Origin of the sequence: Streptomyces virginiae (assembly GCF_041432505.1) — a bacterium.
Classification (GTDB): domain Bacteria; phylum Actinomycetota; class Actinomycetes; order Streptomycetales; family Streptomycetaceae; genus Streptomyces; species Streptomyces virginiae_A.
The window spans coordinates 3,151,766-3,165,413 of the sequence record NZ_CP107871.1; the positions used below are offsets into that span (position 1 = coordinate 3,151,766).

The 13,648-nt window shown below is 72.4% G+C and carries 9 protein-coding genes and 1 pseudogene; 2 read left to right on the plus strand and 8 right to left on the minus strand.

The genetic code is table 11. The features are described from left to right. Positions 1 to 149: 149 nt before the first annotated feature. The gene (gene lepA, locus OG624_RS14800) at positions 150 to 2,015 is read right to left on the minus strand and encodes a translation elongation factor 4 (RefSeq protein WP_033224019.1); all 1,866 of its coding nucleotides are present in this window, start codon (positions 2,013 to 2,015) and stop codon (positions 150 to 152) included. Positions 2,016 to 2,296: 281 nt separating this feature from the next. On the opposite strand from lepA, the gene rpsT reads away from it, so the two are divergent. Beyond that, a complete protein-coding gene (rpsT, locus tag OG624_RS14805; protein ID WP_030384651.1) occupies positions 2,297 to 2,563 on the plus strand; it encodes a 30S ribosomal protein S20 in 267 nt (88 codons plus the stop codon). 175 nt (positions 2,564 to 2,738) lie between these two features. Here the strand turns inward: rpsT and holA are convergent, their stop codons facing one another. Beyond that, positions 2,739 to 3,731, minus strand: coding sequence for a DNA polymerase III subunit delta (gene holA, locus OG624_RS14810; RefSeq protein WP_158711908.1), 993 nt, complete (start codon positions 3,729 to 3,731; stop codon positions 2,739 to 2,741). Between the two features lie 61 nt (positions 3,732 to 3,792). On the opposite strand from holA, the gene OG624_RS14815 reads away from it, so the two are divergent. After that, a complete protein-coding gene (locus OG624_RS14815) occupies positions 3,793 to 4,035 on the plus strand; it encodes a hypothetical protein (protein ID WP_033224017.1) in 243 nt (80 codons plus the stop codon). Positions 4,036 to 4,055: 20 nt separating this feature from the next. Here the strand turns inward: OG624_RS14815 and OG624_RS14820 are convergent, their stop codons facing one another. The 6 genes and pseudogenes from OG624_RS14820 to leuS all read right to left on the minus strand — a co-directional run bounded on the left by OG624_RS14820 (position 4,056) and on the right by leuS (position 13,445). Next, on the minus strand, positions 4,056 to 4,937 hold the full coding sequence (locus tag OG624_RS14820; protein ID WP_078909519.1) for a YceI family protein: 882 nt from the start codon (positions 4,935 to 4,937) through the stop codon (positions 4,056 to 4,058). A gap of 136 nt (positions 4,938 to 5,073) precedes the next feature. After that, positions 5,074 to 7,299, minus strand: a pseudogene (locus OG624_RS14825) (ComEC/Rec2 family competence protein); the annotation flags it as partial. 146 nt (positions 7,300 to 7,445) lie between these two features. Further along, positions 7,446 to 8,147: a ComEA family DNA-binding protein gene (locus OG624_RS14830; RefSeq protein WP_349252289.1), complete on the minus strand. Its 702-nt coding sequence runs from the start codon at positions 8,145 to 8,147 to the stop codon at positions 7,446 to 7,448. A 428-nt stretch (positions 8,148 to 8,575) separates the two neighbouring features. Then, complete coding sequence (locus OG624_RS14835) at positions 8,576 to 9,421, minus strand: DegV family protein (RefSeq protein WP_033224016.1); 846 nt, start codon at positions 9,419 to 9,421, stop codon at positions 8,576 to 8,578. Positions 9,422 to 9,668: 247 nt separating this feature from the next. Continuing rightward, positions 9,669 to 10,433, minus strand: coding sequence for a hypothetical protein (locus OG624_RS14840; protein ID WP_033224015.1), 765 nt, complete (start codon positions 10,431 to 10,433; stop codon positions 9,669 to 9,671). A gap of 141 nt (positions 10,434 to 10,574) precedes the next feature. Further along, positions 10,575 to 13,445 carry a leucine--tRNA ligase gene (gene leuS / locus OG624_RS14845; protein WP_352163796.1) on the minus strand — a complete coding sequence of 957 codons (2,871 nt, stop codon included), beginning with the start codon at positions 13,443 to 13,445 and terminating at the stop codon, positions 10,575 to 10,577. Between the last annotated feature and the right edge of the window lie 203 nt (positions 13,446 to 13,648).

The window sequence follows — 13,648 nt, forward strand, 5'->3', positions numbered from 1 at the left end:
CTTTTTAAACTGGCGAGTAACCGTCGAGCAGTGATCAGACTAGAGCGCGACCGGCGTGCGCGTAAGAGCCCGCGAGCGGCCGCTTCATAACGAAACAGGCCCCCGCACCGGAGTGCGGGGGCCTGTGTGTGCCGGGTGACGGCGGACCACTACTTCTTCTTGCCGCCGGACTCGTCGCTGGAGAGGACGGCGATGAAGGCCTCCTGCGGGACCTCCACGGAGCCGACCATCTTCATGCGCTTCTTGCCTTCCTTCTGCTTCTCCAGCAGCTTCCGCTTACGGGAGATGTCACCGCCGTAGCACTTGGCGAGGACGTCCTTGCGGATGGCGCGGATGGTCTCGCGGGCGATGACGCGGGAGCCGATCGCGGCCTGGATCGGCACCTCGAAGGCCTGCCGCGGGATGAGCTCGCGCAGCTTGGCGACGAGGCGCACACCGTAGGCGTAGGCAGCGTCCTTGTGCGTGACGGCGGAGAAGGCGTCGACCTTGTCGCCGTGCAGCAGGATGTCGACCTTGACCAGGCTGCCGGACTGCTCGCCCGTGGGTTCGTAGTCGAGGGAGGCGTAGCCGCGCGTCTTGGACTTCAGCTGGTCGAAGAAGTCGAAGACGATCTCCGCGAGCGGGAGGGTGTAGCGGATCTCGACACGGTCCTCGGAGAGGTAGTCCATGCCGAGGAGGGTGCCGCGGCGCTGCTGGCACAGCTCCATGATCGCGCCGATGAACTCGGTGGGCGCGAGCACGGTGGCCCTGACGACCGGCTCGAACACGTCCGAGATCTTGCCCTCGGGGAACTCGCTCGGGTTGGTGACGGTGACTTCCTTGCCGTCCTCCATGACCACCCGGTAGACCACGTTGGGCGCGGTGGCGATCAGGTCGAGGCCGAACTCGCGCTCCAGGCGCTCACGGACCACGTCCAGGTGGAGCAGGCCGAGGAAGCCGACGCGGAAGCCGAAGCCGAGCGCCGCCGAGGTCTCCGGCTCGTAGACCAGCGCGGCGTCGTTGAGCTGCAGCTTGTCCAGGGCCTCGCGCAGGTCCGGGTAGTCCGAACCGTCGAGCGGGTACAGGCCCGAGAAGACCATCGGCCGCGGGTCCTTGTATCCGCCGAGGGCCTCGGTGGCGCCGTTGTGCAGGCTGGTGATCGTGTCACCGACCTTGGACTGACGGACGTCCTTCACGCCGGTGATGATGTAGCCCACCTCGCCGACGCCGATGCCGTCGGACGGGGTCATCTCCGGGGAGGAGACGCCGATCTCCAGCAGCTCGTGGGTGGCGCCGGTGGACATCATCCGGATGCGCTCGCGCTTGTTCAGCTGCCCGTCGACCACACGGACGTACGTGACGACGCCACGGTACGAGTCGTAGACGGAGTCGAAGATCATGGCGCGGGCCGGGGCGTCCTTGACGCCGACCGGGGCCGGGACCGTGGCGACGACCTTGTCGAGCAGCGCCTCGACGCCGAAACCGGTCTTCGCCGAGACGCGCAGCACGTCCTCGGGCTGGCAGCCGATGAGGTTCGCGAGCTCCTCGGCGAACTTCTCCGGCTGGGCGGCCGGCAGGTCGATCTTGTTCAGGACGGGGACGATCGCGAGGTCGTTCTCCATCGCCAGGTACAGGTTGGCGAGGGTCTGGGCCTCGATGCCCTGGGCGGCGTCCACCAGGAGGACCGTGCCCTCGCACGCGGCGAGGGAGCGGGAGACCTCGTAGGTGAAGTCGACGTGACCGGGGGTGTCGATCATGTTGAGGATGTGGGTGTTGCCCTGACCCTCGCCCGTGGTGGGCGCCCAGGGCAGCCGGACCGCCTGGGACTTGATCGTGATGCCGCGCTCACGCTCGATGTCCATGCGGTCGAGGTACTGGGCGCGCATCTGCCGCTGGTCGACCACACCGGTGATCTGGAGCATCCGGTCGGCAAGGGTCGACTTGCCGTGGTCGATGTGCGCGATGATGCAGAAGTTGCGGATCAGCGCCGAGTCGGTACGGCTCGGCTCGGGCACGTGGCTGGGGATCGCGGGCACGCAGTGTCCTGATTCTCGGTCGCAGTCGGAAGCGTTTGCGGAGCGTCGGTCGGAGCGAAAGTCCGGCTCCCGTCGCTGTCGGCGGCGCGATGTCGGATCTGTACGCAGACTCCCATGGTCCCATGGACGGGGCAGTGCGCTCGGTTTGGGCCGCCCCTAGCGTGCCTGGTAGCCTGGGCAGCTGTGTCTCGTACGCCCTCTCAGCAGGGGGTCCCCCCGGACGAAGTCCGGGGGAGGGACACAATCCGAAGATCAAACTCTGAACCTGAAAAGGCTCTTTCGTGGCGAACATCAAGTCCCAGATCAAGCGGAACAAGACGAACGAGAAGGCGCGCCTGCGCAACAAGGCCGTCAAGTCCTCGCTCAAGACCGCGATCCGCAAGGCCCGCGAGGCCGTCGTCGCCGGTGACGTCGAGAAGGCCACCGTGGCTTCTCGTGCCGCCGCGCGTGCGCTCGACAAGGCTGTCTCGAAGGGTGTCATCCACAAGAACGCCGCCGCCAACAAGAAGTCGGCGCTGGCCACCAAGGTTGCCTCCCTGCAGGGCTGAAGCTCCTGATGTGATCGCCGGAAGGGACCCAGTGGGCCCTCTCTCCCGCTCCTGACCGGCACCCCGCTCCGCACACGAAGCGTTCGCCACGCGGGTGCGGAGCAATTCAGAAGTAACCGAAGGCCCCGGCCACCACCCTTCCCCAGGGTGGCGGCCGGGGCCTTCGCGCTGCTCGCTACCGGCGCTGGGGGCGGGCCGCGCGGGCCACCGCCACCACGGCCTTCTCCAGGGCGTACTCGGGATCGTCACCGCCGCCCTTGACGCCGGCGTCGGCGGCGGCCACGGCGCGCAGGGCGTCCGAGACCGCGTCCGCCGACCAGCCGCGCATCTGCTGGCGGACCCGGTCGATCTTCCAGGGGGGCATTCCCAGGTCCCGGGCGAGGTCGCCGGGCCGGGCACCGCGGGGGGCGGAGGCGAGCTTGCCGATCGCCCGGACCGCCTGGGCCAGGGCGCTGGTGATCAGCACCGGTGCCACCCCGGTGGACAGGGACCAGCGCAGGGCTTCCAGGGCCTCGGCCGCCCGTCCCTCGACCGCCCGGTCGGCGACCGTGAAGCTGGAGGCCTCGGCCCGGCCCGTGTAGTAGCGGGCGACGACGGCCTCGTCGATGGTGCCCTCGACGTCGGCGCACAGCTGCGCGGCGGCGCTGGCCAGCTCCCGCAGGTCGCTGCCGATGGCGTCCACCAGGTTCTGGCAGGCCTCCGGGGTCGCCGACCGGCCGAGGGTGCGGAATTCGCCGCGTACGAACGACAGCCGGTCCGCCGCCTTCGTCATCTTCGGGCAGGCGATCTCCCGCGCGCCCGCCTTGCGGGCCGCGTCCAGCAGACCCTTGCCCTTGACCCCGCCCGCGTGCAGGAGGACCAGGATGATCTCCTCGTAGGGCGCGACGAGGTAGGCCTTGACCTCCTTGATCGAGTCCGCGGACAGGTCCTGCGCGTTGCGCACGACCAGCACCTTGCGCTCGGAGAAGAGCGAGGGGCTGGTCAGCTCGGCGAGCGTGCCGGGTTGGAGCTGCTCGGAGGCGAGGTCGCGGACGTCCGTGTCGGCGTCGGCGGCGCGGGCGGCCGCCACCACCTCGCGCACGGCACGGTCGAGCAGCAGCTCCTCCTGCCCCACCGCGAGGGTGAGCGGGGCAAGCGGATCGTCGGTGGAGTTCTTCCTGGTGGCCATCGGATCCAGCATCCCACGCCGCACCGACAGCCCTCCGCCCCGCGTGCCCGAGAATGGTCGCGTGAATGTGCGACATGTACTCGTCCTGCCCGACCGCGACGCCGCCGAGGAGGTGGCCCAGGAGGCCGTCGACCGCTTCGGCCTCCCGGAGGAACCGCAGTTGGTCCGCGACGCGCTGGCCGGCGAGGACGACGCCGAGGACGCCCAGTGGCTGGTGGTCGTCGAGGACCCGCAGGAACGGCTCGACACCGGCACGCTGGACGACCTCGCCGCCGAGTACGAGGGCTGGCTGGAAGCCCCGTAGGGGGCTCGGCGGCCTTCGCGTCAGGCCTTGCGCACGGCCTGGATGTCCAGGGTCACGTCCACGCTGGAACCGATGGCCGCGATCCCCTGCGCCAGCATCGACTGCCAGTTGAGGGTGAAGTCCTCGCGGTGCAGTTCGGTGGTGGCTCGGCAGGCCGCCCGGAGCTCTCCCTCCATGCCCGTGCCCAGGCCCAGGTACTGGGTGTCCAGGGTCACGGACCGGCTCACCCCGTGGAGGGTCAGCGCCCCGGCGACCGTCCAGGCGCTGCCGCTGCGGTGGATGAACCGCTCGCTGTAGAACTCCACCGTGGGGTGGCGGACCGCGTCCAGGAAGTCCCCCGACCTCAGGTGGTCGTCGCGCAGCCGCACCCCGGTGTCGATGCTCGCGGCGTCGATGATCACGTGCATGGAGGAGTCCTCCATGCGCTCGGCTATCCGTACCGCCCCGGCGAACGTGGTGAACCGGCCTCGGATCCGAGCCAGGCCGATGTGGCGGGCCGTGAAACCGATGGACGAGTGCGTCGGGTCGAGCTCCCAGTGGCCGGGCTGCGGCAGCAGCGGCGGCTCCACCGCGTCGAGGATGATCTCCGCGGTGCCGGGCTGCCCCGGGTCCCCCACGATCGTGACCCCGTGGAACGGCGCGTACCCCTCCGTGGTCACGGAAAGTCGGTACTCCCCCTCCGGTACGGCCACGGCGAAGCCGCCGTACGGGTCGGTCTCCCCGCTGACGATGCGCCGGCCGATCGGGTCGGTCACCTCGAACGCGGCCTGTCTCACCGGTCGGTGGACCGTGTCGAGAACCCGGCAGCTGAGCAGCCGCGCCGTCGGCGGCAGCGTCAGTGTCGCGGATGTGGGCGGGCTGGAACTTCCGGCCGGCTCCATCCCCCGTCTGCGACCGAACATGGCTGATGCACCCCCGTGCTGTGTGGACTTGGACCGCTCTGGCGAAGACGCATTCGATCATGCTGTCGGGTTGTGGGCAAACAGAGTGGTCGCGCCCGGTATGGCCGCGCCCGTTCCGCCGCCGGTTGGCCGAAAAGGACCGTAGCCGAACTCCGCTCCTGGTGACGGCGATCGAGCCGTCGAGATCGGTACGCAGTACGGTCGCACCCAACTCCCGTAGCCGGGCGAGCGTACGCGGCGCCGGGTGTCCGTAGCGGTTGCCCACGCCGACGGGAACGAGCGCGAGCCGCGGCCGGACCCGGGCGTACAGCTCCGGGTCCTGGTGCGCGGAGCCGTGGTGGGCGACCTTGAGGACGTCCACCGGGCCGAGGTCCGGGCGGGCCCTCAAGAGAGCCTGCTGCGCGGCCGGTTCGAGGTCGCCGAGCAGGAGCAGGGTCAGCCCCGCGCCGCGCACCAGGAGGGCGACGCTCGCGTCGTTGGGGCCCTCGGGTGGCGGTCCGTCCGGCGGAGGCCAGAGCACCTGCCATTCGAACGCCCCGGCCCGGCGCCGCTCTCCTTGCACCGCCGTCACGATCGGCACCCCGGCGGCCGATGCGGTCCGCCGGACGAACTCGGCCTGCCCGCGCGGTTCTTCCAGCGCGGTGGCCTGGATCACCCCCACGGACCGGCCCCGCAGCACCCCCGACAGGCCTCCGACGTGGTCGGCGTGAAAGTGCGTCAGCAGGAGCAGCGGCACCCGCCGCACACCCAGGGCACGCAGACAGTCGTCCACCGGTCCGGGTTCCGGGCCGGCGTCCACCACCAGGGCCTCACCGGGTCCCAGGGCGAGCACGGCGGCGTCCCCCTGCCCCACGGCGCACTGGACGTAGCTCCAGTCGGGCGGCGGCCAGCCGGACAGCGTACGGGTGAGCTGCGGCGGCCGCAGTACGGCCAGGAGCAGCAGAGCCGCCAGGGCGGAGCACAGCCACCCGCGCCCACGGAACCGGGCACGGACGATCACCACGACCGCCAGGGTGGCGGCGGCCAGCAGAACACCGCCGGTGAGCCCGCCCGGCCACGGCAGCTCCGCGCCCGGGAACCGGGCCCCGGCCCGGGCCACGCCGGCGATCCACCCGGCCGGCACCGCCGCGCACCGGGCGAGAAGCTCCGCGGCGGGCATCCACACCGGAGCCACCGCGAGCGCGGCGAAGCCGAGGACCGTCGCGGGTCCGGCCGCCAGCTCGGCCAGCAGGTTGCACGGCACGGCCACCAGGCTGACCCGGGCGGCGAGCACGGCCACCACGGGCGCGCACACCGCCTGCGCGGCCGCGGCGGCCCCCAGCGCGTCGGCCGACCGGGGCCCCACACCACGGCGCCGCAGGGCCGCGCTCCACCGGGGAGCGAGGGTGAGCAGCGCCCCGGTGGCCAGGACCGAGAGCAGGAAGCCGTGGCTGCGGGCCAGCCAGGGGTCGTGGAGCACCAGCAGCAGCACGGCGGCGCCCAGGGCCGGGATGAGGGATCTGCGCCGCCCCGTGGCGATGGCCAGCAGGGTGACGGCCCCGCAGGCGGCGGCCCGCAGCACGCTCGGCTCCGGCCGGCACACCACGACGAACGCCAGCGTCAGGGCCGCCCCGCACAGGGCGGTGACCCGCAACGAGAGTCCGAGCCGGGGCGCCAGCCCGCGCCGTTCCGCCCGCTGCGCGCGGGCCGGGGGCCCGATGAGCAGGAACAGCACCACGGTCAGGTTGGATCCGGAGACGGCCAGCAGGTGCAGCAGGTCGGTGGCCCGGAAGGCCTCGTGCAGATCGGGCGGAACCCTGGAGGTGTCCCCGACGACCAGTCCCGGCAGCAGGGCCCTGGCATCCGGTGGGAGCCCCTCGGTGGCCTCGCGCAGCCCGGCCCGCAGCCGCCCCGCGAACCGCTGGACGGTGTCCGGGCCGCCGGCCACCCGGGGCGGGGTGTCACCGGCCGGGCGCAGCAGCGCCACGGCCCGCTCCCCGCTCCGCGCCGGAGCCAGCCGGGCGACCACCACCACCTGGGTGGAAGGTTGCAGCCGGGCCCATCCCGGATGTCCGGCCAGCACCCGCACCGGGGTCTCGACCCGGGTGCTCGAACCGTCGGGCCCGGTCACCCGGTTCACCACCGCGTCCAGGACCACCACGGGCGGCCCGCTCCCGCTCCGGGCGGCCTGCGGGTCGGAGCCGACGGTGAGTTCCACGAGGACGCGGGCGTGCTCCCGGGCCAGCCCGGCCACCGGCCCGGCCCGCGCCTCGGCCCGCTGGAGCCCCGCCACCCCCGCTCCGGCGGCCGCGCACAGCAGGGCCGCCGCCGCGGCCGGGGCGAGCCGCCACAGCGGTCCCGGACGCCGGCAGGCGCCCAGCATCAACAGGCCCGCGCAGACCATCCCCAGGCCCACCCCGAGGGCGGTCCGGTGGACGGGTGCGTCCAGGGCGAGGGCGGCCGCCGCCCAGGCGGCCGCGGCGGGCACCGCGAGGCGGAGGTCCGGCGGAACCGGACCCGCCGGGCGGTTCACGGCCGGACCAGCGGGCGCAGGTCGGCGAAACGCCGCTCACCGATGCCGTCGACCTGGCGGAGATCCTCCACGGAACGGAAGCCGCCGCGGGCGGTACGGAAGTCGACGATGTGCTGCGCGAGCACCGGCCCGACCCCCGGCAGGCCGTCGAGCTGCGCGACCGTGGCCGAGCCCAGACTCAGCGGGCCGGAGCCGGGCCCGAGGCCGAAGCCGGCACCGGAGGCAGGGCCCATGCCGCCGGCCATCCCGGCCGGTGGCGGTTGAGCCGGGGCCCCGACCACCACCTGCTCGCCGTCCACCAGCACGCGGGCCCGGTTCAGCCCGGTCGTGTCGGCGCCCGGCCGCACTCCCCCGGCGGCGGCCAGCGCGTCCTCCACACGCGAACCGGCGGGCAGTCGCCGCACCCCGGGGTCCCGGACCTTGCCCGTGACGTCGACGACGATCCGCGCGGCCGTCCCACCGACCCCACCGGCCCCCGCGCCCGCTCCCTGGGCCGGAGCCGCCGCAGGTGCCGTGGCCGCCGCCGGGAGGGCCCCCGGGGCGACCACCGCGGGCACGGTCAGCGCCCGTGGCCGGGCCGACCAGTACTGCTGCCCGGCGAAGCCGACGGCGCAGATCAGCACCACCCCGACGGCGGCCACCGCCCGCGGCCGCACCGCGCAGCTGTCCTGCAGCCACAGCGGCAGCCGCTCCCGCACGGAAGGCCTCCGCGCGGCCCCTGAGGGCGGCCCGGACGCGTCATCGGGCGCCGCTTCGACATCCAGGACGTCCGCCCTTCCCGCGGCCGCCGACGGCGCCTGGAAGGCCTCGGGTGGCGGGGGCGGCGAAGGCGGCCGCGGGGCCTGCGGCGGGCCGCTGTCCCCCAGCAGGGCCTCGGCTCGCCTGCGCACCGCGCCCGGCTCCGGATGAGGAACCCGTCGGCCACGAAGCGCCGTACGGCGCCGCCGGAGACGGCTGTCGGAGAGTCGGGAGCGGCCCGGGCCACTGGTGGCACCCGACGGATACGAAGCACGCGTTCGAAGATTCATGCCACGACCGTAGAGGCCGAGCCCGCCCCCGGTTCGGAACACTCAATTCCAGTGGAAAAAAGGCTCGTTGTGGATAAGCGGGCCACCCGTTCCGGTGATCAGCGAGGGGAGATGACCGCCGCCAGCAGCCCCGGCCCGGTGTGCGCCCCGATCACCGCACCGACCTCGCTGACGTGCAGCTCGACCAGCCCGGGGATGCGTTCGCGCAGCCGCTCGGCGAGCTTCTCCGCCCGCTCCGGAGCCGCGAGGTGGTGCACCGCCACATCGACCTCGGCGGACCCGGCGCGCTCGACGGCCAGCTCTTCCAGGCGGGCGATCGCCTTGGACGACGTACGGACCTTCTCCAGCATCTCGATCCGGCCGCCGTCCAGCGTCAGCAGGGGCTTCACCGCGAGGGCCGAGCCGAGCAGGGCCTGCGCGGCCCCGATCCGGCCGCCGCGGCGGAGGTAGTCGAGGGTGTCGACGTAGAAGTAGGCGGACATGTCCGCCGCCCGCTTCTCGGCCGCCGCCACGGCCTCGTCCACGGATCCGCCCGCCTCGGCCACCTCGGCGGCGGCCAGCGCACAGAAGCCGAGGGCCATCGCGACCATGCCGGTGTCCAGGACCCGGACCGGAACGGGTGCGGTCCTGGCCGCGACCACGGCCGCGTCGTAGGTGCCGGAGAACTCGGCGGACAGGTGCAGGCTGACGATGCCGGTGGCGCCGGCGTCCGCCGCCGCCCGGTAGGCCCGGACGAACTCCTCGGGGCCGGGGCGCGAGGTGGTGACCGATCGGCGCTTCTGCAGGGCCTGGGCCAGGCTGCGCGCCGAGATCTCGGTGCCTTCCTCCAGGGCCTCGCCACCGAGCACCACGGTGAGCGGGACGGCGGTGATTCCGTGCCGCGCCATGGCCGGTCGGGGCAGGTAGGCCGTGGAATCGGTGACGATGGCGACATGGCGGGACATGAGCCGGAGGTTACCGCCCGTGGGGGCAGGACGGCAGCCTGGGCCCACGACTCGACCGTCGGTCGGGTGTCCTACGGCGGCGAGAGCCTACGGTACGAGCCCCCGCGCGCCTCTCCGCAGGCCGGTCCCAGGTCGCGCCCGGGTCGGACTCGGACGCACCGGGGTCGGGATCAGCTCGCACCCCCGGGCGCGTCCTCAGCTCACACCTCGCCCCTCGCCCCTCGCCTCGCGTCCTCGACTCACGCCCTCAGGTCGTGCTCTCCGGCCGGCGCGCCTTCTGCCACGGGTACTGCGGCGCCGGAGCGGCCGGATTCAGGGCTTGCGGCTGGTCCCCGCCGCGAGCCGGTCCCGCCGCCGAGGGCTGCCCCGAAGCATTCGCCGAGGCGCTCCCCGGACCCGCCGCGCTCCCGTTCGCCTGCGCCGCGTCCCACGCCGCGGCCGCCGCCGCGAGGTCGTCCACCGGCTCCCGCGCCCAGTCCCGCAGCGCGTCGGACTCGACCTCGATCTGGGCCGACAACGTGGACAGGTCGTCCTGCGCGAAACGCTGCGCCCGGTCCCGCGCGGCCCATCGCAGGGAGTCGGCGGCCTGTTTGATCTTGGCCGTCCGCTCCCGCAGGTCCGGCAGGCGTTCCGCGATACGCCCGCGGTCCGGGTCCTGCTCCAGCCCCTTCAGCTCGTCGTCGAGCTCGCGCCCGTGCGCGCTCAGCCGCTCGAACAGCGCGATCGACTCGTGCAGCGAGGCGTCCACCCGGACCCCGTCCCGCAGCGCCTGCTCCGTGGCGCGCATCGAGGTCCGCAGGTCGAGCCGTAGCTGGGCGAGCGCACCCGGGACCCCGACCTGGCCGAAACTCTTGGCCCGCAGGGCGGTGTCCTCCACGGTCCGCCGCGCCTGTGTGATGGTCCGATCCACACCGCGCTTGGTCGCCTGCACCACCTTGACGGTCGCGTACACGCCCAACCCCAGGAAGGTCATAAGCAGCATCAGCGCGAAGATGATCAACGCGGACTCCATGAGCGTCCCTTCCCCAGCACCCGACGGCTCTTTTCCGTCCCCTCCACGGTAAACGCCGCGGGCAGGTCAGGGGTTCCATTCGAACCCCCAACCTGCCCGTACGGGATCCCCCCTATGCGGGGGTGTGCGTCCTGGGACGACTCAGATGACGATGTTCACCAGCTTCGGCGCACGCACGATCACCTTGCGGATCTCCGCGCCGCCCAGCGCCGCCACGACACCCTCGTCGGTCACGGCCAGCTGCTCCAGCTCCGCCTCGGAGATCGTCGGCGACACCTCCAGCCGCGCCTTGACCTTGCCCTTGACCTGCACCACGCAGGTCACGCTCTCGTCCACGACGTACGCCGGGTCCGCGACCGGGAAGTCCTGGTGGACGACCGACTCGCTGTGGCCCAGGCGGTGCCACAGCTCCTCCGCGATGTGCGGGGCCAGCGGGGCGACCAGCAGCACCAGGGCCTCGGCGACCGAGCGCTCCAGCGGGCGGCCGGCCTTCGTCAGCGCGTTGTTCAGCTCGGTGATCTTCGCGATGGCGGTGTTGAAGCGCAGCCCCGTCAGGTCCGAGCCGGCCCCGTCGATCGCCTTGTGCAGCGCGCGCAGGGTCGCCTCGTCCGGCTCGCCGTCCACGACGGTGACGGCGCCCGTCTCCTCGTCCACGATGTTGCGCCACAGGCGCTGCAGCAGCCGGTACTGGCCCACCACGGCTCGGGTGTCCCACGGACGGGAGACGTCCAGCGGGCCCATCGCCATCTCGTACAGACGCAGCGTGTCCGCGCCGTACTCCTCGCAGATCTCGTCCGGCGTGACGGCGTTCTTCAGGGACTTGCCCATCTTGCCGTGCTCACGCTTGACCGGCTGGTCCTGGTAGAAGTACCCGCCGTCGCGCTCCTCGACCTCGGCCGCGGGCACGTACACGCCGCGCGCGTCGGTGTAGGCGTACGCCTGGATCATGCCCTGGTTGAACAGCTTGTGGAACGGCTCCGCCGAGGAGACGTGGCCCAGGTCGAACAGCACCTTCGACCAGAAGCGGGCGTACAGCAGGTGCAGCACCGCGTGCTCGGCGCCGCCCACGTACAGGTCGACACCGCCGTGCGGGGCGCCCTCGCGCGGGCCCATCCAGTACTGCTCGATCTCCGGGTCCACCAGGGCCGAGGAGTTGTTCGGGTCCAGGTAGCGCAGCTCGTACCAGCAGGAACCGGCCCAGTTGGGCATGGTGTTGGTCTCGCGGCGGAAGGAGCGCACACCGCGGCCGTCGCCCAGGTCCAGCTCCACGTTCACCCACGCGCCGTTGCGCGACAGCGGGGTCTCGGGCTGCGACTCGGCGTCGTCCGGCTCGAAGGTGCGCGGCGAGTAGTCCTCGACCTCCGGCAGCTCCAGCGGCAGCATCGACTCGGGCAGCGGGTGCGCGACGCCGTCCTCGTCGTAGACGATCGGGAAGGGCTCGCCCCAGTACCGCTGACGGCTGAACAGCCAGTCACGCAGGCGGAAGTTGACGGTGCCCTCGCCGATGCCGCGCTCGGTCAGCCAGTCGGTGATCGCGGCCTTCGCCAGGGCGACGCCCAGGCCGTCCAGGGCGATGCCCTCGCCCGTGGAGTTGACCAGCTTCGCGTCGTAGGAGACGAAGGCGTCGTCCCACTCGGCCGGGTCGGTGCCGCGACCGTCCGACGGCTCGACGACGCAGCGCATCGGCAGCTCGAAGGCGCGCGCGAACTCGAAGTCGCGGCCGTCGTGAGCCGGGACGGCCATGATCGCGCCGGTGCCGTAGCCCATCAGCACGTAGTCGGCGATGAAGACCGGGACCTTGTCGCCGCTGACCGGGTTGATCGCGTACTCGCCGGTGAAGACACCGGTCTTGTCCTTGGCCTCGGCCTGCCGCTCGACGTCCGACTTCGAGGCGGCCTGCTTGCGGTAGGCGCTGACGGCCTCGGCCGGCGTGGCGTGCCCACCGGTCCAGATGGCGTGGGTGCCCTCGGGCCAGGCGGCCGGGATGAACTTCTCGACCAGCGGGTGCTCGGGCGCCAGCACCATGTAGGTGGCGCCGAACAGGGTGTCCGGACGGGTGGTGAAGACGGTGATGGCCTCGTCGCCCAGCGCGAAGTCGACGCGCGCGCCCTCGCTGCGGCCGATCCAGTTCCGCTGCTGCAGCTTGATGGCCTCGGGCCAGTCCAGCGCGTCCAGGTCGTCGATCAGCCGGTCGGCGTAGGCGGTGATCCGCATGTTCCACTGGCTCAGCCGGGACTTGAAGACGGGGAAGTTGCCGCGCTCGGAACGGCCGTCGGCGGTGACCTCCTCGTTGGCCAGTACGGTGCCCAGCCCGGGGCACCAGTTCACCGGCGCGTCCGAGGAGTACGCCAGGCGGTACTCGTTCAGTACGTCGGCCCGCTCGGCCGCGGTCAGGCCGGCCCAGGCGCGGCCGCCGGGGACCTCACGGGTGCCGTCCTCGAAGGCGGCGACCAGCTCGGTGATCGGGCGGGCCTTCTTGGCGTCGGCGTCGTACCAGGAGTTGTAGATCTGCAGGAAGATCCACTGGGTCCACTTGTAGTAGTCCGGGTCGATCGTGGCGAACGACCGGCGCTTGTCGTGGCCCAGGCCCAGCCGGCGCAGCTGGACCTTCATGTTCTCGATGTTGGCCTCGGTCGAGACCCGCGGGTGCGTGCCGGTCTGCACAGCGTACTGCTCGGCCGGCAGGCCGAAGGCGTCGAAGCCCAGGGTGTGCAGGACGTTGTGGCCGGTCATCCGCTGGTGGCGGGCGAAGACGTCGGTGGCGATGTACCCGAGCGGGTGTCCGACGTGCAGGCCCGCACCGGACGGGTACGGGAACATGTCCATGATGAACTTCTTGGGCCGTGCGACCACCGCGGGGTCCCCGGCCAGGTCACCGGTCGGGTTCGGGGCCTCGTACGTGCCCTGCGCGTCCCAGACGTCCTGCCAGCGTGCCTCGATGTCGGCGGCCATGGCAGCCGTGTAGCGGTGCGCCTCGGCCGCCTCGGGGGCCGGGGTGTTCGTCTCGCTCATGATTTCTGAAGCTCCATCGATCGTCTTCGCCGTCTCTGCCTGCCCAAACGAAAAAACCCCTCGCACAGGAGGGGACGCCGCGCCGGGTCCGACCATCTCGAAGGGTCGGCACTGATCAGCGCGGCTCGGTAAGCAGAAGGCGTACGGCACGCATGGCGTCAGGGTACCGCAGCGGCCCCTTGCGACGCTCGGCCGTTCCACCC